A 21,545-nucleotide genomic window follows, 5' to 3' on the forward strand; every position below is an offset into this window, starting at 1 on the left:
CCTGCTTCGATTTTGGAATCGAGAGGTCTGCCATGCTGCGGTGCTTGTTGAAACTCCTGCCTCGGTTGCTGATTCTGGGCATGGTCCCCGGTCTCGCCCGTGCGGCCGAACGCGTGCCGATCCGCGACCTGGCGTTTCTGGACGTGCAGGGCCAAGTCATCCACCCGGCCGACAACAACACCGCCCGGGCCGTAGTCTTGGTGTTCCTTTCGCCCGAGTGCCCGATCTGCAATCAGTACACCCCCGAGCTGAACCATCTGCGCGAGGCCTATCCTCCGGCGGTGGAGATTTACGGCGTGGTTGCCGACCCATCGCTGCGCCGTGCGGCGATCGCCCGGCACGCCGCGGAGTACAAACTGAGCTTTCCGCTGGTGGTCGATACGACGGGCGAACTGGCGGCCGCCTGCCGGCCGACGCATGTGCCCGAGGCCTTCGTGCTCACCCCGCGCGGCGAAATGGCGTACCGCGGGCGGATCGACGACCAGTATGCCGCGCCCGGCCGGCGCAATGCGCAAGTGAGTCATCGCGAGCTGGCCGACGCGATCGACGCAGTGCTGGCGGGCCGTGCGCCCGCCGTGGCGCAGACCGATCCGATCGGGTGCCGTTTCGAGTCGGCGCGCGTCGAGCGTCCGGTCACCTACGCGCGTGAGATCGCGCCGATTTTGCATGCCCGTTGTGCGCAGTGCCATCGGCCCGGCGAGGTCGCGCCGTTTTCGTTGTTGACCTACCAAGATGCCGCGAAACGGGCCGAGTTTATCAGCCAACTCACGCAGGAGCGGCGAATGCCTCCGTGGTTGGCGCGGCCCGGGCAGGTCGAGTTTCTGCACGCGCGCCGGCTGACCGATCGCGAGCTCGAATTGCTCGAGGCCTGGGCCAAGGCCGGCGCGCCCGAGGGCGATGCAGAAGACGCCCCGCCTGTGCCGGAGTTCTCGACCGGCTGGCCCTTGGGCGAGCCCGATCTGGTGCTGACGATGCCTGAGCCCTTCGAGGTGCCGGCCGAAGCGGCAGATATTTTCCGGTTTTTCGTGATTCCGATCGATCTGCCGGAGGACAAGGTCGTGGCCGCGGTCGATTTCCGGCCCGGCAACCCGAAGGTCGTGCATCACGCGATTCTGTATCTCGACGCCAGCGGCGTTGCGCGGCAGCTCGATGCGAACGATCCCCAGCCCGGCTACGAAGGCTTTCTGACCGGCGGCTTTCGTCCTAGCGGTTCGCTCGGCTTCTGGGCGCCGGGCTACTCGCCACGGTTCTTGCCGCCTGGTGTCGGTCAGCGATTGTCCCAGGGCAGCGATCTGGCGATGCAATTGCACTACCACCCTTCTGGCAAGGCCGAGACCGACCAGTCGCAGGTGGCGATTTATTTTGCCAAGCAGCCGGTCGAGCGTTACTTGAGCGGGGTGGCGATCGTCGACTTCGACGTGAACATCCCGCCGGGCGAGGCGCGGCACAAGATGGAACACTCGTTCACGACGCCCGTGCCGCTCGAGGTGCTCGACGTCACGCCGCACATGCACGTGCTCGGCACCGAAATGCGGCTCACGGCCACGTTGCCCGACGGCCAAACGCAACCGCTGGTATGGGTCGATTGGAACTTCAACTGGCAGGAGCAATACACCTATGCCGAGCCGGTACACCTGCCCGCCGGCACTCGGCTGGATCTCGAAGCGTGGTTCGACAACTCGTCGGGCAACCCGTACAACCCCAATCAACCGCCGCAACGGATCGTCTTCGGCGAAGAGACCAACGACGAGATGAGCATCTGCGCGCTGCGGGTGCTGGAATCGACCGACCCGGCCGAGAAAAAGTTGCTCCGGCAAGCGCTCAGCCGCAACATGCAGCAGCAATTGAACGATCCGCGCGTGATGCTCAACGTGATGCAGTTCATCTCTCGCGGCGGCGGCAGCGAAAAGAAAGACCCGGCCTCGCTGCTCAAGGCCCTCCGCGTCGACGAAGAATGAGCCGCCTGCACGGTTGTCCCGGATTAGCGACCGCGGCACAATATTTTTGCGCCGCGGGAGAATATTCGGGAGATCCCCGCGCTGTTGCGGCCATCTTACGCGGAAAGGACCGTACCATGAGCGCCCTGCGTCTGCCGGCGGTTGTCGTCGTCGTGTTGGCCCTGGCTGCATCGGCGCGCGCCGCGGAAGGCGACGTCCCGGAGGCGACCAAGCCCGGCGACCAGCAACCGGTCAAGACGCTCGGCATCCTGCTCTACAAAGGCTTTGAGCTGCTCGACGTTTATGGGCCTGCCGAGGTGTTCGGCACGCAACGCAACCGCCTGCGGGTCGTAATGGTGGCCGAACAGGCCGGGCCGGTCGAATCGACTCAGGGGCCCAAGTCGGTGGCCGACTATGGTTTCGCCGACTGTCCGAAACTCGACTACCTGCTCGTGCCCGGCGGGTTCGGAACGATCCCGCAACTGAAGAACGACGTGCTGCTCGCCTGGCTGCGCGAGCGGGCGGGCGAGGCCGAGATCATGATGAGCGTCTGCAGCGGCTCGGCCCTGCTGGCCAAGGCGGGCCTGCTCGACGGCAAGCGGGCCACCTCGAACAAGCAGTATTTCCAGATGGCGGTCGCGCAAAGCGATCAGGTCGAGTGGGTCAAACAGGCCCGCTGGGTCGATGCGGGCGATCGGGTCACGTCGTCGGGCGTATCGGCCGGCATCGACATGGCGCTGCACGTCGTCGCGCGGCTCTACGGTGAAGAGACCGCCGAGCGCGTGGCCGACGGCATCGAGCACACCTGGAACCGTGACCCGGATAACGACCCGTTCGCCAAATTTGCCAAGTAGACACACGGCGTCCTGCAAAGGACGCGAGCGATGGACTATTACCACATCTGGTGCGACCTGCGCGAAGGCGCCAGCGATATCGAGCTGGCCACGGCCCTGGCCGAGTACTTGAATCACTTGCGCGATCAGGGAGCGATCGTCGGCTGGGGCCTGCGCCGGCGCAAGCTCGGCTTTGGGCCCGACGCGCTGGGCGAGTTTCATGTCGAGATCGCAGTGCGCGACCTGGCGCAGCTCGAAGCGGCCTTCCAGCAGGTCGTGCCCCGTCGCGGCGAAATCGAACGGCTGCACGCGGCGGTCTACGCGCGAATCGTCAATTCTCGCTTCGCCTTGGAGCGAGATTTTCCCGACGCGGGTCGCCGCACGGTCTGAGCCCGGGCTTTAACCCGTCGAAACGGCTGCCGCGCGCTCGACGTCCACGTGACGTCCATCGGTCGGGGCGACAGGCCGCGGCTGCTTGCGGCCGAAGAGCCGAGTCACCACGTAGTAGAACACCGGCGTGAGCAGCAGCCCGAACAGCGTGACCCCCAGCATGCCGGAGAACACGGCCAGGCCCAGGGCATAGCGCATCTCGGCGCCTGCGCCGGAGGCCAGCACCAGCGGCACGACGCCGAGGATGAACGCGAACGAGGTCATCAGAATCGGCCGCAATCGCAGCCGGCAGGCCTCGAGCGTCGCCTCCCGGGCCGTGGCCCCTTGTTCGTGCTTCTGCTTGGCGAACTCGACGATCAAGATGGCATTCTTGCTGGCGAGCCCGACCAGCACGACGAAACCGATCTGCGTGAAGATCACCACGTCGAGACCGCCGATGGCGATGCCGATCACGCTGCACAACAGCACCACGGGCACGACGAGAATCACGGCCAGCGGAAGCGACCAGCTTTCGTACTGCGCGGCCAGCACCAGGAAGACGAGCACTGTGGCGCCGGCAAAGACGAGCAACGCCGTGTTGCCGGCCAGAATCTGCAGATAGGTCAATTCGGTCCAGTCGTACCAGATGGCCTGCGGCAGCTCGCGCCGCGCCAGGGCGTCGATCGTGGCGATTCCCTCGCCGGTGCTCACGCCCGGCATGAGCGACCCGTTGATCGCCGCGGCGGGAAACATGTTGTAGCGCGTGATCATCACCGGGCCGCTGTCGTCGCGGACCTCGGCCAGCGTGCCCAGGGGGACCATCTCGCCGTTGGCGTTGCGGACCTTGAGCAGCCGCACGACCTCGGGCGAAAGCCGAAACGGCGCGTCGGCCTGCAGATTCACCTGCCAGGTGCGGCCGAAGCGGTTGAAGTCGTTGACGTAGTAGCCGCCGAGGAACACCTGAAGCGTGTTGAACACCTCGCCCAGGGGTACGCCGAGCGACTTGCACTTGGTGCGATCGACGTCGACGTAGAGCTGCGGCGTGTCGGCGCGAAAGGCGGTGAACATGCCGACCAGGCCGGGCTGTTGGTTGCCGGTGGCGATGAAATCATCGGTCACGGCTTGCAGCGTACCCAAGCCCAGGTCGCCGCGATCCTCGATCATCAATTTGTAGCCGCCGGCGTTGCCGAGCCCGTCGACGGGCGGCGCGCCGAACACAGCCACTTGGGCCTCGGCGATGTCGCGGAAAAACTGCGCACGCAGCCGCGCCGCTATGGCGTCGGCCGACAGCTCGGCGCCGTGGCGCTGGTGAAACTCGTCGAGAATGATGTAGGCCGAGCCGAAGTTCGAGCCGTTGGCCCCCAGCAAGATCGATTGTCCGGCCACGCCGATCGCATGCCGGACGCCGGGTGTCGCTCGGGCCAACTGGTCGACCCGCGCGAGCACGGCCTGCGTCCGTTCGAGCGAAGCCGCATCGGGCAACTGCACGTTGACGAGCAGGTAGCCCTTGTCCTGCATCGGTATAAAGCCGGTCGGAATGTGCGACAGGCTGTAGTAGGTCAGATACAGCAGCCCGCCGTAGAGCAACAGCACGATCAAGCTCGTGCGCAGGGCCAGGCCCACCACGCGGGCATAAAACCCGCTCGCCGCGCCGAACACGCCGTTGAAGATCTTGAAGAACCAGCCCAGCGCCAGGTTCAGCACCCATTCGAGCGGATCGCGCCGCGCCGTGGGTGGCTTGAGCAGCAAGGCCGACAGCGCCGGGCTGAGCGTCAGCGAGTTGACCATCGAGATCACCGTCGACACGGCGATCGTCACGGCGAACTGCCGGAAGAACTGGCCCGTGATGCCGCTGAGAAACGCGCTGGGAATGAACACGGCGCATAGCACCAGGGCCGTGGCGACGACCGGCCCGGTCACTTCACCCATCGCCTTCAGCGCGGCGTCGCGCGCCGACAGGCCGTGCTCGAGATGATGCTGCACCGCCTCGACCACCACGATGGCGTCGTCGACGACGATGCCGATCGCGAGCACCAGCCCGAACAGCGACAGATTGTTCAGGCTGAAGCCGAAGGCCGCCAGGGCGGCAAAGGTGCCGACGATCGACACCGGCACGGCGATCAGCGGAATGATCGTGGCCCGCCAGCTTTGCAAGAACACCAGCACGACGATCGCCACGAGCAGGATCGCGTCGCGCAGGGTCTTGAACACCTCGCGGATCGACTCGTCGATGAACGGCGTCGTGTCGTAGACGATCTGGTAGGCCAGTCCGCTGGGAAACCGTTCGGCGAGGTCGCGCATGGTCGCCTCGATCTCGTCGGCCACCTCCAGCGCGTTGGCCCCCGGCAATTGGAACACGGCCATGCCGACGCTCGGCTGGCCGTCGAGCGTGCAGGTGATGTCGCGGTTCTTCGCGGCCAGTTCGATCCGGCCCACGTCGGCCAGCCGCGTCACCTGTTGATCGGCGCCGGTCTTGAGGATGATCTGTTCGAACTGCTCGACCTCGGTCAACCGGCCGAGGGTGCTCATCGTGTACTGGAATTCCTGCCCGGCGGGCACCGGCTGCTGGCCGATCTGCCCCGCGGCGACCTGCACGTTTTGCTCGCGCAGGGCGTTGACCACGTCGCTGGCCGTGAGGTTGCGCGTGGCCAGCCGTTCGGGATCGAGCCAGACGCGCATGCTGAAGTCTTGCTGCCCGAGCAGGGTCACGTCGCCCACGCCGTTGAGCCGCGCAAGCTGATCGCGCAGGTAGACCGTGGCATAGTTGCTCAGCCGCAACTGGTCGTAGCTGCCGTCGGGCGAGACCAGGTTGACGACCAGCAGAATGTTCGGCGACTTCTTCTTGGTCGATACGCCCGTGGCCTTGACCACGTCGGGCAAGGTGGGCAGGGCCAGCGCCACGCGGTTTTGCACCAGCACCTGGGCCATGTCCAGGTTGGTGCCCAGCTTAAAGGTCACGGTCAACGCGTACGTGCCATCGTTGGTGCACTGCGAGGACATGTAGAGCATGTTCTCGACGCCGTTGACCTGCTGCTCGATCGGCGCGGCGACCGTGTCGGCGACGACCTTGGCACTCGCGCCGGGGTAGATGCAGGTCACCTGCACCGTGGGCGGCGTGATCTCCGGATACTGGGCGATCGGCAGCGTGTTGACCGCCACGGCGCCCAACAGCGTGATCACGATCGAGACGACCGCGGCGAAGATCGGCCGATCGATAAAGAACCGGGCCATTACCGCGGGCCCTCCCCCGCCACCGGGGCCTGGGTAGCCGCTGGGGAGGCCGTAGCACTGGGCGCTGCTTCGGCGGTCAGCGGCGCCGCCGTGCCGGCACTAGGCATCGGTACGGTCTGCGCCGCGACTTTCATGCCCGGCCGCACGCGCTGCAGCCCGACGACCACGACCCGGTCTCCGGCCGCGAGCCCCTGCTCGATCACGCGCAACTCGCCGTCGACCGCGCCGACCGTGACCGGCCGCATCTCTACGGTGTCCTGCGCGTTGACGACCAGGACGTATTTCTGGCCCAGCTCGGTGCCCAGGGCCCGTTCGCTCACCAGCAATCGGTCTTCCGGCTCGCCCAGCAGCACTTTGATGCGCGTGAAGAAGCCGGGCGACATCAGGCCGTCCGGATTATCGAAGATGCCGCGGACGCGAATGGTGCCGGTCGTGGGATCGACGCGGTTATCGACGAAATCGATGTAACCCTGCTGCACGAATTCCTGCTGATCGGCCAGCATCATGCCCAGCGGACGGCGCCGGTCGCGGGCCGACGCGAGCTTGCCGGCGGCGATCAACGCGCGAATCCGCAGCACGGTGCGCTCGTCGACATCGAAATAGCAGTGGATCGGATTGTCCGAGACGAGCGTCGTCAGCAACGTCGTATCGGCCGTGACGAGGTTCCCCTCGGTGATCAGCGCCCGGCTGATGCGGCCGGCGATGGGCGCGTGAATCTCGGTAAAGCCGCGATCGAGCCGGGCCGTCTCGACCGTGGCCTGCGCGGCGCGCAACGACGCCTCGGCCATGCCGCGGAGGGCGACGTTTTGTTCATACTCCTCTTGAGTCACGGCGCCGGTCGGGCGCAGTTTCTCGCTTCGCGCCAGGTCCGCGGCCGCCTTTTTCAGCTCGGCCTGCCAGCGGGCGACTTCGGCCTCGGCCCGGGCCAGCGCGGCGTCGTAGGGCCGGGGGTCGATGGCGAACAGCAGATCGCCTTGCTGCACCAGGGCGCCGGGCTGAAACGCGATCTTGACCAGGTAGCCGCTGACGCGGGCACGGATATCCACCGATTCGACCGCGTCGAGCCGCCCGGGAAACACCTCGAACGGTGCCACCGCGCGAACCACCGGCGTGCTGACACTGACGGCCGGCGGCGGGGGTGTCACCAGGGCCGCTGGTTCCTCGCGGCAACCGCTGCCCAGACCAAGCAGCGCGAGCACACACGCGGCCAGCCGTCCACGGCAACAAACGTTCATCGCGCACGCTCCCAAGCCAGAATCATGCCTCGCGCGGCACCGCAGCAGTATAAGGCGGTTTGCCCAGGGGCAAACAAAGTGCGGGGGGAAAAAAGACCTCTGCGGCGGCCGTCACGGCCAGCCGCAGAGGTCCAGGTGCGTCGGATGTTGGGGCGCCCGCGATCGTCGAGGCGGGGCCCGTCGTGCAGTGGCTCGCCGTTACTCAATCGGCAAGGTGTAGCTCAAGGCACCGATCGCCTCGCCCGGTTTGGCGGCCTTGTAGTGATCGTGGCACATCGTGCATTTCTCCATGACGACCGGCACGATGGTGGCGGCGCGGAGATAGGGCTTCCCGTCACGTTCGACGACGGCCTCGTGATACGCGGCGCCTGCCTTGAGCTTGGCGATGGCCGTCTTCTCGAACTCGTCGCTCGGCGCGTTCTTGTCGTTGGTGGGCAGCCCGGTCGCGTCGAGCAGGCGCGCTTCGTGCCAGCCCTTGTTCTTCATCGCGTCGAACAACGCGATAGCGGCGGTTCCGGCCGGCAGATCGGCGTCGTCGTTGACGTAGTGCGTTGTGATCAACACGACGGCCGTCTTGTAGAGGTCGTCGAGCATCCGCACTTGCTTGCGGGTCCGCTCGAGGGCCTGCGCATCGACGTCGCCCGACCGGTCGGCGGCGACGAGCGCACCGTCGGCGATGAACAGGCACGCCGCCGCGATTGCCAGCGACGCGCCGGCGACTCCCGCTGTTTTGGTCCACGTATTCATTCCGCCTGACTCCTGAAGGAAGGAGAGAAAACCATGCCCCGTTTTCGCGTCAACGCCCCGCGCGCCGCGGGCGGCTTTTGCCTTTCGGCGGCACGGGCCGAAGTTCGACCAGTTGTTTGCCCGGCCGGACGACGTCCGACAGATAAACGCCGTTGAGATACTCGAGCTGAATCCGTTCGGCCTCGGCCAGGACGCTGCGCAGCCGGCAGTTCGGCTGGATTACGCACACGGCGTCGACGCCCACGCAATCCAGCAGATGTAAGTTGCCTTCGAACGCCAGGACCACCTCGCCGACGCGAATCGCCTCAGGCGCGCGGGCCAATTCAATCCCGCCGCCCACGCCGCGAATACTCCGGACGAACCCCAGACGCCCCAGTTGATGGACGACTTTGCCGACGTGGTGCGCCGAGATCTGGAAGAACTGGGCCACGTCGGCCACGTGAGCACGGCCGGGCTTGCCGGCCAGGTAGATCAGCGTCCGCAGGGCGTAATCGGTTTGCAGGGCGAGTCGCATGGCCGCTCGGTTAAAGATGCAATACTCGTACAGGTTTAAAATGTTTAGGTCGCGCCGCCACGCAGGTCAAGACAAACCGGGGCGCTCCTCCATTCCGGAAAATCGGTTCATCCGCTCGCGGAGCACGCGGCGGCGGCCCTCGTTCGGGCTAGGCGGGCCGGCGGTCGAGCAGCTCGGCCAGGTGCAGCACCTCGATCGCCTGCCCTTGCCGGTGCAGGCGGCCGCCGATGTTCATCAGGCAGCCCGCGTCGGTCGCGACCACGCAGCGGGCGTCCGTCGCGCAAATGGCCCGGGCCTTGTCGTCGACCATTGCGCCGGAAACCTGCGGATAGCGCACGGCAAACGAGCCGCCGAACCCGCAGCACTGGTCGTGGCGCGCCAGCGGCACGAGGGTCGCGCCCGCCACGTGGGCCAGCAGCCGCTCGGCCTCGTCGACCAGCCCCAGGCCGCGCAGATGGCATGCGTAGTGATAGGTGACGGTACCGTCGTACCGGGCGCCTACGTCGAGCACCCCGAGGCGATTGACGAGAAAGTCGGAAAACTCGTACGTTCGCGCGGCCAGCTCCTGGGCCCGCTCCAACCACGGCGGGTCGTCGGCGAACAGGTGCGGGAACTCGAGCTTGACCATCGCCGCGCACGAGCCGCTGGGGACCACGACCGGCAGGTCGCCCTTGAACACCTCGATCGTGTGCCGCGCCTGGGCCCGGGCCAGATCGAAAAAACCGCTGTTGAAAAACGGCTGCCCGCAGCAGGTCTGCTGTTCGGGGAATTCGACCTCGTGGCCCAATCGGCGCAGGATCCGCACCGTCGCCTGGCCGGCTCCCGGCCGGATGACGTCGCCCAAACAGGTGATCATCAGCGCCACTCGCATGGAGGGCGATTGTAGTTGCCCTGGCGCGGCCGGAAAGCAGGGCGCCGCGCCGAGGAAAGTTTAGAATCTCGACCAACTGGCAATTTGCTGCGTCGATTTTTTTGGCTCTTGACCTCGGCTCACGGGTAAACCCATGCATCTGGCGACCCTGCGCGGATTCTGTTGTGGCGCCGGCCTCACTCTCTTGGTCGGCGTCTGGCTGTTGGGCAATTCGCACGAAGCGGCGACGCATGCCGCCGATGAGCCGTCGACCAAAGGCTGGCAACCCGGCCAGGGCTGGGGTTGGAATTGGGCTCCCGACGACGAAGTCGGCGCGCTCAACGCCATGACGCCCGACTCGGTCCGGGCCGCCCTGCAATTGGCGCGTACGGGGCGCGTGTTCGACCTGGGCGTCACCTACAGTCGCAACAGCTACAAGTGGCCCGGCCACAACGCGGCCGAAGTCATGACCTATCGGGGACCCGAGGGAGTGAAGCGCCAGGCCGATCATCCGTTCGCCCTGCCCGAGGCGAACCCCAGCGGCCAGGCCTGGCATAGCTGCGCCTTGTTCATCAGCGACAACGTCGGGACGCAGATCGACGGGCTGGGCCATGTGACCGTCGGCGACGACAATCACTGGTACAACGGCTACCGCGAAAGCGACTGGGGCGGCAACTTCGGTGTCCGTAAGTGCGATGCGACGACGATTCCGCCGATCATTGCCCGCGGCGTGCTGCTCGATCTGGCTGGTCTGAAGCAGGTCGACGCCTTGCCGCACGGCTATGCGATCTCGCCGGGCGACATTGATGCGGCCTGCCGGCGGCAGCAGGTCGAGCTCCGGCCCGGCGACGTCGTGCTGATCCGCACCGGCGTGTTGCGCTACTGGGGTCGCGACGGGGCCGACGCCGACGTGTTGTCCGAACACGACTCGGCAGGCATCACGCTCGAGACGGCCCGGTACCTGGTCGAGCAGCACGGCGCGATGATGATCGGCGCCGACACGAGCGGCCTGGAGGTCAACCCGCCGGCCGCTCCAACCGACACGTTCATCCCCGTGCATCGCTACCTGCTCATCGAGCAAGGCGTGCACATCGGCGAGTTCCATTTCCTCGAAGACCTGGCCCGCGAGCAGGCTTGGGAATTCTGTTACATCGCCTCTACGAACAAGATTGCCGGCACGACGGCTGGTTTTGCCCTGCGGCCGCTGGCGATTCGTTGACGGCCAGGGGCTGTCAGGGACGAGCCCCGAGCAGCGCATCCAAGGCCGCCAAGGCAGCGGGCCAGGACGGCCGCGCATCGCGATAGACGTTCCACCACCGGCGCAAGGTTTCAACCGCGTCGACAGGTTCGAGTCCCCAGGCCCTGGCGGCCGCCGCGCAGGTCGCGTCGTCGTGCGCGAACAGCTCGGCGTCGGCCGCCGCCTCGAGCGTGATGGCCAGCATCGCCCAGGCCGCGGCCCGGGCAGCGCACGTGCGGGTCAGGCTGCCTTGAAACACCGGCAAGTCGGCGTTGAGCTGCGCCACCAGCCAGGCCACCTGCACGGTGGGCGGCGGACAGGCGTCGGCAACTGGCCCGCCAACCTCGATGCGGGCCAGGTTGGCCGCCGGGTGTGCGGCGCCGAAGCCGCCACCGACCGGAGGTACGAGCAGCACGTCGGCCGCCGGCACGAGCCAGTTTTCTGCCGTCCAGCGGCCGATGTGATCGAGCAAGGGCCCGCCGACCCGTTCCCAGGTCGCGCGCAAGGGTTCGGATTCGGCCTGAAGCCGGTCGAGCAAGTCGGGCTGCGCTGCGAGAGTCGCGCGGCGCATCGATGCCAAGGCGCGGGCCAAGGCCGGCGCCTGCGCTGCGGCCTGCGAGCGGTCGGCCACTTTGGCCAGCGCGCTGGCGGCGAGCTCCGTTTCGCGCTCGAAGCGTGGTGCCAGGCCGATGGCTTGCTCCAGGAGCGGGCCCTGCTCGACCGTGGCCGTCGCCGCCCAGGCGTCGAAGATGGCCAGCGGCTCGGCCCAGATGCCCAACGGCCCGGACCAGTCGGACGGTGCTGGCGCGGCGCTGCGTCGCACGCGCACGACGTCGGCCACGTGCAGCGCCGCGGCGAGCGGCTGGATCAGCCAGCGGAGGTGGACGGCTTCCATGCGGACTGCTCCCGGTCCCGGCGGGGGCTCGCGGCGGCACCGTGGCCGGCCTTCCCGCCTTCCCCCACCTGGTGTTTTTGCTTGACTCTCGCGGGAGGGGCACCTTAACATCTGCGCGAGCGACTCGATGACTGCACTTGGGCGGGCGAAGACTGGGCCAGTATTTGAAGACTGGGCCAGTATTTACTGGTACTGGGCCGGAAAATACAGGGGCGCGGTTCGAGGTCGCAGGCGGCAGTTCTGAATCGGCCCGTTTGCTTGGGCCTGACTACTTGCAGCGCAATTCCTGGCAACGCTCGTGCAGACGCTCACCGGTGGTGGTTAGCTCGATCCGGGTGGCGCTGCGCGATGAGGTTTTCCATGAAACGATTTTGTTTCGGTTCGGCCGTTTGCGCGACATTCATTTCGATGCACACCATCGCGCTCTACGCGGCCACGATCAATCCAGGCGACATTCTCGTACTCCAAGGGGGGCCTTCTGATCCGCAGGTGGACGACGTTGCCGCCGTGTATCGCGTCGACGCGATCACGGGGAATCGTGAGTTGATATCAGGCCGCGGCGTCGGGACAGGCCTGCCATTGCTCGAAGGCGGCGGGATTGCGCTGGGACCAAATCGAGAAATCTATGTCACCGATCCCTACTTCAACTTAGACACCCTGGAGCGTGAAGGACGCATTGTTCGCATTGATCCAGAAACGGGCAACCGCACGCTGATTTCTGGCCCTGGTCGTGGGGCCGGTCCAGCCTTCGGCGGCATCTTCGGAGGCCCGGGGCAATTGCAAGTTACGGATGATGGAACTGTCTTCCTGCGTGAAGACACGCGGATATTCGCGGTCAATCCCCTGACGGGCGATCGAACTCTCGTTTCCAGCAATGACATGGGCGCTGGCCCAAATCTCTTGGGACCAATTGGAATTCACGTTGACACTGCACTCGGAATCGTGGTTGGCGATCCGATACTGCAACATTTTGTGCAGGTCGACCCGACGACTGGAAACCGTACTTTACTTGGTTCGCTTCCCATCAATATTCAACGTGATTTCATTGTGCGCGATTCGATCGCAATCGTGCTCGCAGGACCAAGTCTTGCAAACGCATTGTTCTTCGCAGACCTAAATTCAGGTGCTGTTACGCCGATATCGGGTATCGTAGGCGCGCAGCTTTTAGGAGCAGGCCCCACATTCGATGGAAACAACGTCGACCTATTGCGACCAGGACAGCTCATCGTTGGCGGCAACAATACATCGATTGATGGTGGGCCTCGCACGCTCTTTCAAGTCGATGTTGCAACGGGAAATCGAACGGTTATTTCAGGGAGTGGCGTGGGTGCAGGAGATGAGATCACCTCGTTGCACGACTTAGTCGTGGTTCCGGTGCCAGAGCCCGATGCATTTGGCCTGGCCCTGCTTGGGTTTCTCGTCATAGCAAGTGTGATTGCAAATCGCATTTGCCACGGCGCGTCGGCGTAATCTCGATGAAGAACGGAATAAATTTTCGGGATTGACTGCGGATTCTCAAACGTAATGTTCCAGGAAATTAGATTTTGGGGAGTAGCCAATTGCAGGGGAAGTTAACGAGAAACCGGGCTCGGAAACCCGTTCGCGGTCGACTGGGCACTGCAACGATTCAACGCCTGGAGCACCGCGACCTGATGGCAGCGCATCTTGCAGACCTCCCGAATGTGCAAGGCGGTTGGGTTTCAGGCTTAACCGCCCCGTACGACGGGACCAGTTTCACGCGCGCCTCGTACTTCATCACACTCGATGCCAGTGGCCAGCGTGCATACACAGTCAGCACGGATTCGAGTCAGGTCAATATTTATGACATCAATTCCAGCGGCGGTTTTACATTGTCCGCCGGGCTTCCGAAGCAAACGATCAGTAGCTTGACGTCAGGCATCGGTCAATTTCTTCGACCCCACTCGCTTGCAATCAGTTCCGATGGCCTGTCGGCCTATGTGGTGACCCAAGGCGCCGACGCGACGGGGGCCGAGGCGGCATTGTTCACTTTCGATCGCAACGCGACTGATGGGACCCTCACCTTGCAGAGCAGTTGGACCATTCGCGCCAGCCAGTCACCCTCTGGGGATGGCATCATGGGCGCCGCCGAGGTGCGTGTGTCCGCGGATGGGAGGTTTGTCTACGTGACGGGACGCAACGATGATGCCGTTGCGGTCTTCGCTCGATCGACGACGCCGGGCGCGACATTTGGCCAGCCTTCGGCAATTATTGGCGGTGTCGTTACTTCACCTGACTTGGATTCCGCACGTGGCATTGCATTGAGCCCCCACAACCTCGACAGCCAGCGTCACGTCTACATCACTGCGAGAGATGCGGACAAGGTACTGGTCTACGAACGGAATCTGACCACAGGGTTGCTCGCGTTGCGACAAACGATTAGTTCATCCGCGATCATGCCGATGGACACGCCGACCAATGTCATCGTTTCTCCAGATGGCAAGCATGTTTACGTGGCGGCTGCGGCCGTCAATTCGACCCCGCAAGGCGAAGATGGTCGCTTGTTGGCCTTTGCTCGAGACACGAATCCACTGAGCTCAACCTACGGCCAGCTTACGCATGTAGCGACGTACTCCGATGGGGTTCCAGCCCCGGTCGAGGAGGTCGACGGATTAGATGGAAGCATCAGCCTTGCCACCAGCCCAGATGGTTCGCGAGTCTATGTTTCGGGCCACACGGATCGCGAGGGGAACTTGCCGCCGACCGTGGCACCAACTGGCGATCGTGGCGCGCTATCGGTGTTCACGAGAAACCCGCTTTCCGGGCAACTTGAATTCGAGCAGGTGCAGCGGCGCAACCTTATCGACGGACCTGCGGACACAACTGGCGGGCCGAATCGGAATGCCACCTATGGCATACGATCAATCGATGATTCAAACGGGGCGACATCGGGCGGAAAGGTACTTTTAACACTTAAGGGCACAGAGATTTCCCCGGGCGTTTTTGCCCCACTCGATCTCGGTAACTTTACGTTTCGAAAAGGTGACTTGCTGGAAATTGCCGGAACGGGGATGTTCGACGGAATTAACCGAATTGCAAGCGTCAATACGGCCAGCAACGCCGAGACCCTCGAGCTTGAGAACGATTACAATTCGGGATATGTGCTTAATGACCAATCCACCGCTCAGTTCCGGCGATCGGAGATGCGCGGTACTTTTGGCGTGGCCGTTGATCCGACGGGGCGTTTTGTCTACACTGCGAATTTTGGCGTACCTGCGCCGTTTCAAGGAGTTCGACCCGCTGGCGACGAAGGTTCGCTGGCTGCTTTTGCCGTCAATCCGCTCGTGGTCACCTCGCTGAGCGATTCTGCCACCGTGGCTGGTTCGCTCCGCTACGCAATTCAATACGCCAACGCCCATGCCGGGCTCGATACCATCGAAATCGATCTGGCCGACACGCTGACCGCCTCGCAAAAAGTTCTCTCGCTCAATCCGGCCCTGGGCGCCCTGCCGGTCCTTACCGGTCAGACGACGATTTTGGCCAACGGCGCGATTCTCGATGGCGCCGGCCTCAGCGGAGCGACGGGCTTGCGGTTTGCCAGCTCGGCGGGCCCGACGATCTTCGCCGTCGTGGGCCTGGAGATCCGCAATTTCGCCGTCGGCTTGGAAGTCGGCAGCGCGGCCGGCGGCGCGCCGGCCGATATCCTGGCCGTCGCCGATGGCAAAATTCACGATCTGACCGGCGGCGCCATTCATTCGCTGGGCACCAGTACGGTCATCGTCGGTAATACCCCGCTGTGGAATGTCGGCGCAGCGCAGCCGTTCATTGCTGGCGGGACCACGGCCCGCGCCAGCCTGGCTGCGGCCGTCAACGCGGGCAACGTCGTGCTGTCCGGCACGTTTCTGGACGGCGCCAACGCGGTCTTCGACCTGGAAATCTATGCCTACGACGACCTGAACACGCAGCCCGCGCTGGCGCGTACGCTGACCAACCAGGTCACGAATGCCGCGGGGCAACTGGCGATCAGCGAGACATTCACCGGCACGAGCCTGGCCGGCAAGATGTTCTTCGTCCTGGGCACGAAGAAGACCGCGGTGGGCGGCTCAAAAATCGAAACGACGAACCTGCTCGGCGCCCACGTCGCGGGGCCCGCCTACTCGGGCGTCCGCGGCCAGCCGCTCGATTTCACGTTCACCGCCCCCAGCCTCACCGGCGGCGGGTTGACCTATACCATCGACTGGGGTGACCGCCAGGGCACCATCACCAACCTGGCGAATGGCGGGAGCGGGTTGACGACCGTGACCAGCGCCAATCACCGCCTGCAAAACGGCGAACAAGTCACGCTCGCCAGCGTGTCCGCGTACTACAACGGCACCTACACGGTGCTCAATCGGACCAAGGACACTTTTCAGATTGCCCGCGCCTTTGTGTCGGGGGCCAGCTCCGGCAGTTTCAGTCGCGTCGAGATCGTGAACGGCGCTGCCAACTCGCTGACGCGGACGCACGTCTTCACCGACGACTCGGTAACCAGCGGCACGCGTTATTTCGGCGGCTACACGATCAGCGTATCGGTCAACGATGGGACGGGCACGAATGGGCCGAATAGCAGCAATCAGTCGCGCTCGATCCAAATCTGGGAGACTCAGACACACGGCTCGCTAACGCACGCCGTGTATGGCGGGACGGAGCCAGATGAGAATTCGTCTTCGATCCTTGAAGTGGATGGCTATGACCGCCTCGCCACATTGGATTACGGCACCGACTTGCAGTTGTTCGTACTGGCCTCCGATGGGGTGTTCTTGACCACGGCTGTCGCCTACAGCGTCCCCAAGGCGTCGATTTCGGGAAATCTCATTGCGTATTTGCAAGGGGGCTATGTCAACGCGTTTTATGGCGGCCAGGTTCGAGACGTCGCCCAACAGGTCTACGGAGGCTCGGGCATCGATTTGATCATCGGCGGCACCCGACGCGACACGTTGTTTGGCGGAGGCGGGGACGACAATCTGATCGGCTGGGATGGTCCGGCCACGTCATCGGATGTCGGCGACATTCTGTATGGTCAAGACGGCAACGACGTGCTGTACGGCGGCCGCGGAATTGACACCCTCGACGGTGGCGCCGGAGACGACCTGCTGTGGGGTGGCGGCGTCGAGTTTTACGATTGGGAGTTGCAGTGGTTCGACGTGCTCGGCAATTGGGCCGACGTGGCCACGGCCTATAACGACCGCATCGACGCCATTCTGGCGATCGTCACCGGCGACATCGAAGTCACGGGCACCGAATTTCACGAGGACACCTCCGTCGACGTGCTGATCGGCGGGGCTGGGCTCGATTGGTTCATCTCGATGCTCTACGACCAGGCCCTCGGCTACCTCGAGGTCAGCGACCTGGAAAGCGGCGAAATCGTCAGTTCGCTGTAAATCAGCCCCGGAAGCGGCCGGTCTCAACGCCCAAACTACGCCGCATTGGTCGAACCATCTCCCGATCGCCTTGGTGCATTGCGGAAGGACCGGCAAGGCAGGAACATCCCATTTGTGGCGGCGGCCGCGGGGCGAATTGCCATCGACGGCGCCGCACGAGGGATTATATTCAAAAGCTTCGTCGCGCCGATGCGCAACTCCTTGCCGCCGCGGGCTTACGCGGCGGTTGCCATGGGCGAATTGGGCCTGGGAGCCGTGAGAAGATGATCGAAGAGGTGAAGCCCTGGACAACCACCGACGCCAGCGAGCTGTACGAGGTCGAACGTTGGGGAAAGGGCTATTTTTCGGTCGATCGGGCCACGGGCAATCTGCTCGTACATCCGGCCAAAGAGTCGCACCGGCAAATCGACCTGAAAAAGCTGGTCGACGAGCTACAGATGCGCGGCATCGATCTGCCGATCCTGGTGCGCTTCGCCGGGATCTTGAAGCACCGGCTGCGCGAGATTCACGACGCGTTCGCCGAGGCGATTCAGCAGCACCACTACCGCGGCGGCTACTGCTGCGTGTATCCGATCAAGGTCAACCAGCAGCGGCAGGTCGTCGAAGAAGTGCTCGATTTCGGACGGCCGTATCGGTTCGGCCTTGAGGCGGGCTCGAAGCCTGAGCTGTTGGCCGTGGTGGCGCTGGCCGACAACGAGACACCGATCATCTGCAACGGCTTCAAGGACGCCGAATTCATCGAAACGGCGATGATCGGCCAGAAGATCGGCCGCAAGATCATCCCAGTGGTGGAGAAATTCACCGAACTGGGATTGATCCTCGAGTACGCCGAAAAGATCGGCGTCCGTCCGCAAATCGGCGTCCGCGTCAAGCTGGCTGCCCGCGGCGGCGGCCGTTGGCAGTCGTCGGCCGGATATCGCTCGAAATTCGGGCTCACCGTGAGCGAGGCGCTGCGCGCCTTGCAGGAGCTGCAATCGCGGGGCATGGGCGATTGTCTCAAGCTGTTGCACTTCCACCTGGGCAGCCAGATTCCCAACATCCGGATCATCAAGGGCGCGCTCAACGAGGCGGCCCGGATTTACTGCGAGCTGAAGCGCGGCGGAGCGGGCCTGGAATATCTCGACGTCGGCGGCGGCCTGGGCGTCGATTACGACGGCTCGCAGACGAATTTCGAGTCGAGCGCCAACTATACGCTGCAGGAATACGCCAACGACGTCGTCTATCACATTCAGGCGATCTGCGACGAATGCGAAGTCGAGCACCCGACGATCGTCTCCGAAAGCGGGCGGGCCGTCGTGGCCTATCACAGTGCGCTGGTGTTCAACGTGCTGGGCGTCTCGGGCCTGGGCGATAGCAGTGTGCCGCCGCAGGTGGCGGACGACGCCGAGCAGCCGCTGATCGACCTGCTCGACACGTTCAAGAACCTGACGGTCCGCAATGCCCAGGAGAGCTACCACGACGCTCAGCAGGCGCTCGACATGGCGATGAACCTGTTCAGCGGCGGCTACCTGCCGCTCGAACAGCGGTGCCTGGCCGAAAACTTGTTCTGGGCCATTTGCCGCAAGATGCAACGCCTGACGCGGCAGATGGACTATGTGCCCGAGGAGCTCCAAGGACTCGACGAGTTGCTGTCGGACACCTACTTCTGCAACTTTTCGCTGTTCCAATCGATGCCCGACAGTTGGGCGATCAAGCAATTGTTTCCGGTGATGCCGATCCACCGGCTGAACGAGCGGCCTTCGACGCACGCGGTGCTCGGCGACATCACCTGCGACTCGGACGGCAAGATCGACCAGTTCATCGATCGCCGCGACGTCAAACGCGTGCTGCCGCTGCACAGCTTCAACGGCGAACCGTATTACCTGGGGGCCTTCTTGATCGGCGCCTATCAGGAGATTCTCGGCGATCTGCACAACCTGTTCGGCGACACGAACGCCGTGCACGTGACGGTGAACGACGCCGGTGAGTGCGTGCTCGAAGCCGTGATCAAGGGCGACACGGTCCGCGAGGTGCTCGACTACGTGGAGTTCGACTCCAACCAGTTGGTGCGCCAATTGCGCACGGACGTCGAGCTGGCCGTCCGCGAAGGCCGGATCGATTTCCAGCAAGCCGGCCAGTTTCTCAAGTTCTACGAGGAAGGCCTCGGCGGCTACACGTACCTCGAAGAGCCGGAACACTAGCGCCCCGGCTCCCGTGGCACGTCAGACCCCGACCGGTTGGCGCAACCGGGCGCGTGGCCCGCGTTGCTCGGTGCGCTGATCGTGTACCGTGCGGCGGACCAGGCGCAGCACCTCGTCGGCAAACCGCGGCGCGGCAAACCGCTCGGCCTGCCGGCGCGCCAGATCCGGCAACAGGCGGGCCGTGCCGCTTTCCAGCCGCTCGAGCGCCGCGACCAGCGCGTCGACCTCGGGCGCGTCGAACATCACCGCCGTGCCGGGCGCCTGGTGTTGCGCGGGAATCAGCGTTTCGAGCGCTCCGTCGACCGCCAGGGCCACGACCGGCGCGCCGCAGGCCTGTGCCTCGACCGGGACGATGCCGAAATCCTCGCGCCCCGGGAAGATCAACGCGCGGCAGCGCCGCAGGTGTTCGCGGAGCGTGATCGCGTCGCACCAGCCGAGCCATTCGACGGTTGGTCCTGCGCGACGGGCCAGCTCGCGGCGCTGCGGCCCGGTGCCGACGATCTTGAGCCGGCGCCCGGTGCGCGAACAAGCTTCGATGGCCAGGTCGAGCCGCTTGTAGGGCACCAGGGCCGAGACGCACAGGTAGTAATCCTCGCGCTCGACCTCGGCCGGGCTGAAGAACTCGGTGTCGACCGGCGGGTAGATGACTTCGCTCGCCCGGCCGTACGCCTCGGCGATCCGACGCGACACCGTGCGGCTGCACGCGATGTACCGCGTCACGGCGGCGGCGCCGCGGCGGTCGTCCTCGCGAACGCGATCGAGCAGCCGCTGTTGCAGCGGGCGAGCGAGCCGTGGCGCGTGGCGCAGATAATCGTCGCGCAGATGCCAGGCGTAGCGGATCGGCGTGAAGCAGTAGCACACGTGCGGCACGCCGGAAGGCACGCGGAATTGCGCGGCCACGGCATGGCTCAGGCTGAGCACGCAATCGACGTCTTCGGCGATTTCGAACCGCCGGATCGCGCCGCGCATCCAAGGCAACAGACCGCGGTAATAGTGCCGTACCCCGGGCAAGCGATTGAGCCAGCTCGTATGGATCGGTCGCGCGGCGATCGTCGGGCTGACCGTGCCGGGGACGTGGACCAGCGTGAAGAGCGGGGCCTCGGGCAGTTGCTCGCACAGCGCAGCAAGGCACTTCTCGCCGCCGCGCATACCGGTCAGCCAATCATGAACCAAGGCAATCTTCACAGGCCGACGTCCTTGTCGTGCGCCCGAGTGCAGAGCGGCGACTGGGCATGTTCGAGTTATACGCGGTGCCGACTAGAATGCCCAGGCTCGATTCGCGGGATCGTGCCGTCCTTCACTCTCGGGTATTACGCAGTATGCCGGCGATTCGCGGTGTGATCTTCGACCTGGACGGCACGCTGGTCGACTCCAGGCTCGACTTCGCCGCGATGCGTCGCGAGATCGGGCTGCCAGACGGCACGCCCCTGTTGGAAGGTCTGGCGCGGCTGTCGGGCGAAGCGCGGGTCCGGGGCGAAGCGGTGCTCACGCGGCACGAATGGGAAGGCGCCCAGCAAGCCACGTTGATGGCGGGCGCGGGTGAGCTGCTGGCAATGCTGGCACAGCGCGGCATGCGCCTGGCGCTGGTGACGCGCAACCGGCGCGACGTGACCCTGGCCACGTTGGCGCGGTTGGGATTGGAGTTCGAAATCGTCCTGACCCGGGACGACGCCCCGCCGAAACCCGATCCTGCGGCGGTCGCGACGATTTGCCGGCAATGGGAATTTGTGCCGCACGAGGTGGCCGTCGTTGGCGATTATGTCTTCGACATCGAGGCCGGCCGCCGCGCCGGCACGCGCACCGTGCTCTATACCCGCGGGCGCGATCCCGCGGCGCTCCCCTTCGACGCGACGGCCGACCTGGTCGTCGCGTCGCTGGCCGACGTCGATGCGTTGCTGGCATGGTTCGAGCGACCCGGTTAGCCGCGCGCAACCGGTCTAGGTTGCCCGCGGGGCGATCGTTAGACTCTCGCCCCGAATGTCGCGGCCGCGCCGAGCGCAGCCGCGTCGTTCTCAGGGCAAGCGGTCTCTTTCCTGGGCAAGGATGTTCTCGTGACGCATACCGGAAATCTGCGCGTGCATGGGTGGGTGCTGGGGCTGCTGTTGGGCGTGGCCGCGGTAGCCGAGGCGCAGCAACCGC

General features: G+C 64.8%; 15 protein-coding genes. 8 read left to right on the forward strand and 7 right to left on the reverse strand.

The features are described 5' to 3' along the window. The first annotated feature begins 32 nt into the window (after nt 1-32). The 3 genes from K1X74_20185 to K1X74_20195 all read left to right on the forward strand — a co-directional run bounded on the left by K1X74_20185 (nt 33) and on the right by K1X74_20195 (nt 3,160). Nucleotides 33-1,958, forward strand: a complete 1,926-nt coding sequence (locus K1X74_20185; protein ID MBX7168666.1) for a redoxin domain-containing protein — start codon at nt 33-35, stop codon at nt 1,956-1,958. A 116-nt stretch (nt 1,959-2,074) separates the two neighbouring features. Continuing rightward, nucleotides 2,075-2,791 carry a DJ-1/PfpI family protein gene (locus K1X74_20190; GenBank protein ID MBX7168667.1) on the forward strand — a complete coding sequence of 239 codons (717 nt, stop codon included), beginning with the start codon at nt 2,075-2,077 and terminating at the stop codon, nt 2,789-2,791. A gap of 30 nt (nt 2,792-2,821) precedes the next feature. Next, nucleotides 2,822-3,160, forward strand: a complete 339-nt coding sequence (locus K1X74_20195; GenBank protein MBX7168668.1) for a hypothetical protein — start codon at nt 2,822-2,824, stop codon at nt 3,158-3,160. A gap of 9 nt (nt 3,161-3,169) precedes the next feature. Here K1X74_20195 and K1X74_20200 read toward each other — a convergent pair whose 3' ends face one another. From K1X74_20200 to K1X74_20220, 5 genes are all read right to left on the reverse strand, one after another. Further along, nucleotides 3,170-6,370, reverse strand: a complete 3,201-nt coding sequence (locus tag K1X74_20200; GenBank protein ID MBX7168669.1) for a multidrug efflux RND transporter permease subunit — start codon at nt 6,368-6,370, stop codon at nt 3,170-3,172. Continuing rightward, nucleotides 6,370-7,605, reverse strand: a complete 1,236-nt coding sequence (locus tag K1X74_20205) for an efflux RND transporter periplasmic adaptor subunit (protein MBX7168670.1) — start codon at nt 7,603-7,605, stop codon at nt 6,370-6,372. Before K1X74_20205 ends, K1X74_20200 begins: the two co-directional genes overlap by 1 nt. 198 nt (nt 7,606-7,803) lie before the next feature. Further along, on the reverse strand, nt 7,804-8,352 hold the full coding sequence (locus K1X74_20210; protein MBX7168671.1) for a DUF3365 domain-containing protein: 549 nt from the start codon (nt 8,350-8,352) through the stop codon (nt 7,804-7,806). A 49-nt stretch (nt 8,353-8,401) separates the two neighbouring features. Next, nucleotides 8,402-8,866: an Rrf2 family transcriptional regulator gene (locus K1X74_20215; protein ID MBX7168672.1), complete on the reverse strand. Its 465-nt coding sequence runs from the start codon at nt 8,864-8,866 to the stop codon at nt 8,402-8,404. Nucleotides 8,867-9,014: 148 nt separating this feature from the next. Next, the gene (locus K1X74_20220; protein ID MBX7168673.1) at nt 9,015-9,737 is read right to left on the reverse strand and encodes a (Fe-S)-binding protein; all 723 of its coding nucleotides are present in this window, start codon (nt 9,735-9,737) and stop codon (nt 9,015-9,017) included. 133 nt (nt 9,738-9,870) lie between these two features. Here K1X74_20220 and K1X74_20225 point away from each other — a divergent pair, with 133 nt between their 5' ends. Then, entirely contained in the window at nt 9,871-10,935 is a 1,065-nt protein-coding gene (locus K1X74_20225) for a cyclase family protein (protein ID MBX7168674.1), read from the forward strand. Between the two features lie 13 nt (nt 10,936-10,948). Here K1X74_20225 and K1X74_20230 read toward each other — a convergent pair whose 3' ends face one another. Then, nucleotides 10,949-11,848: a hypothetical protein gene (locus tag K1X74_20230; GenBank protein ID MBX7168675.1), complete on the reverse strand. Its 900-nt coding sequence runs from the start codon at nt 11,846-11,848 to the stop codon at nt 10,949-10,951. A gap of 360 nt (nt 11,849-12,208) precedes the next feature. On the opposite strand from K1X74_20230, the gene K1X74_20235 reads away from it, so the two are divergent. The 3 genes from K1X74_20235 to speA all read left to right on the forward strand — a co-directional run bounded on the left by K1X74_20235 (nt 12,209) and on the right by speA (nt 19,406). Continuing rightward, nucleotides 12,209-13,318 carry a hypothetical protein gene (locus K1X74_20235; protein MBX7168676.1) on the forward strand — a complete coding sequence of 370 codons (1,110 nt, stop codon included), beginning with the start codon at nt 12,209-12,211 and terminating at the stop codon, nt 13,316-13,318. Nucleotides 13,319-13,500: 182 nt separating this feature from the next. Then, nucleotides 13,501-17,226, forward strand: a complete 3,726-nt coding sequence (locus K1X74_20240; protein MBX7168677.1) for a beta-propeller fold lactonase family protein — start codon at nt 13,501-13,503, stop codon at nt 17,224-17,226. A gap of 263 nt (nt 17,227-17,489) precedes the next feature. Beyond that, nucleotides 17,490-19,406, forward strand: a complete 1,917-nt coding sequence (speA, locus tag K1X74_20245) for a biosynthetic arginine decarboxylase (GenBank protein ID MBX7168678.1) — start codon at nt 17,490-17,492, stop codon at nt 19,404-19,406. Nucleotides 19,407-19,427: 21 nt separating this feature from the next. On the opposite strand, the gene K1X74_20250 is transcribed toward speA, so the two are convergent. After that, the gene (locus K1X74_20250) at nt 19,428-20,591 is read right to left on the reverse strand and encodes a glycosyltransferase (GenBank protein ID MBX7168679.1); all 1,164 of its coding nucleotides are present in this window, start codon (nt 20,589-20,591) and stop codon (nt 19,428-19,430) included. Between the two features lie 134 nt (nt 20,592-20,725). Between K1X74_20250 and K1X74_20255 the strand changes: the two genes are divergently transcribed. Further along, nucleotides 20,726-21,328, forward strand: coding sequence for an HAD family hydrolase (locus tag K1X74_20255; protein ID MBX7168680.1), 603 nt, complete (start codon nt 20,726-20,728; stop codon nt 21,326-21,328). Nucleotides 21,329-21,545 lie beyond the last annotated feature (217 nt).

The organism is Pirellulales bacterium (assembly GCA_019694435.1).
Lineage (GTDB): Bacteria > Planctomycetota > Planctomycetia > Pirellulales > JAEUIK01 > JAIBBZ01.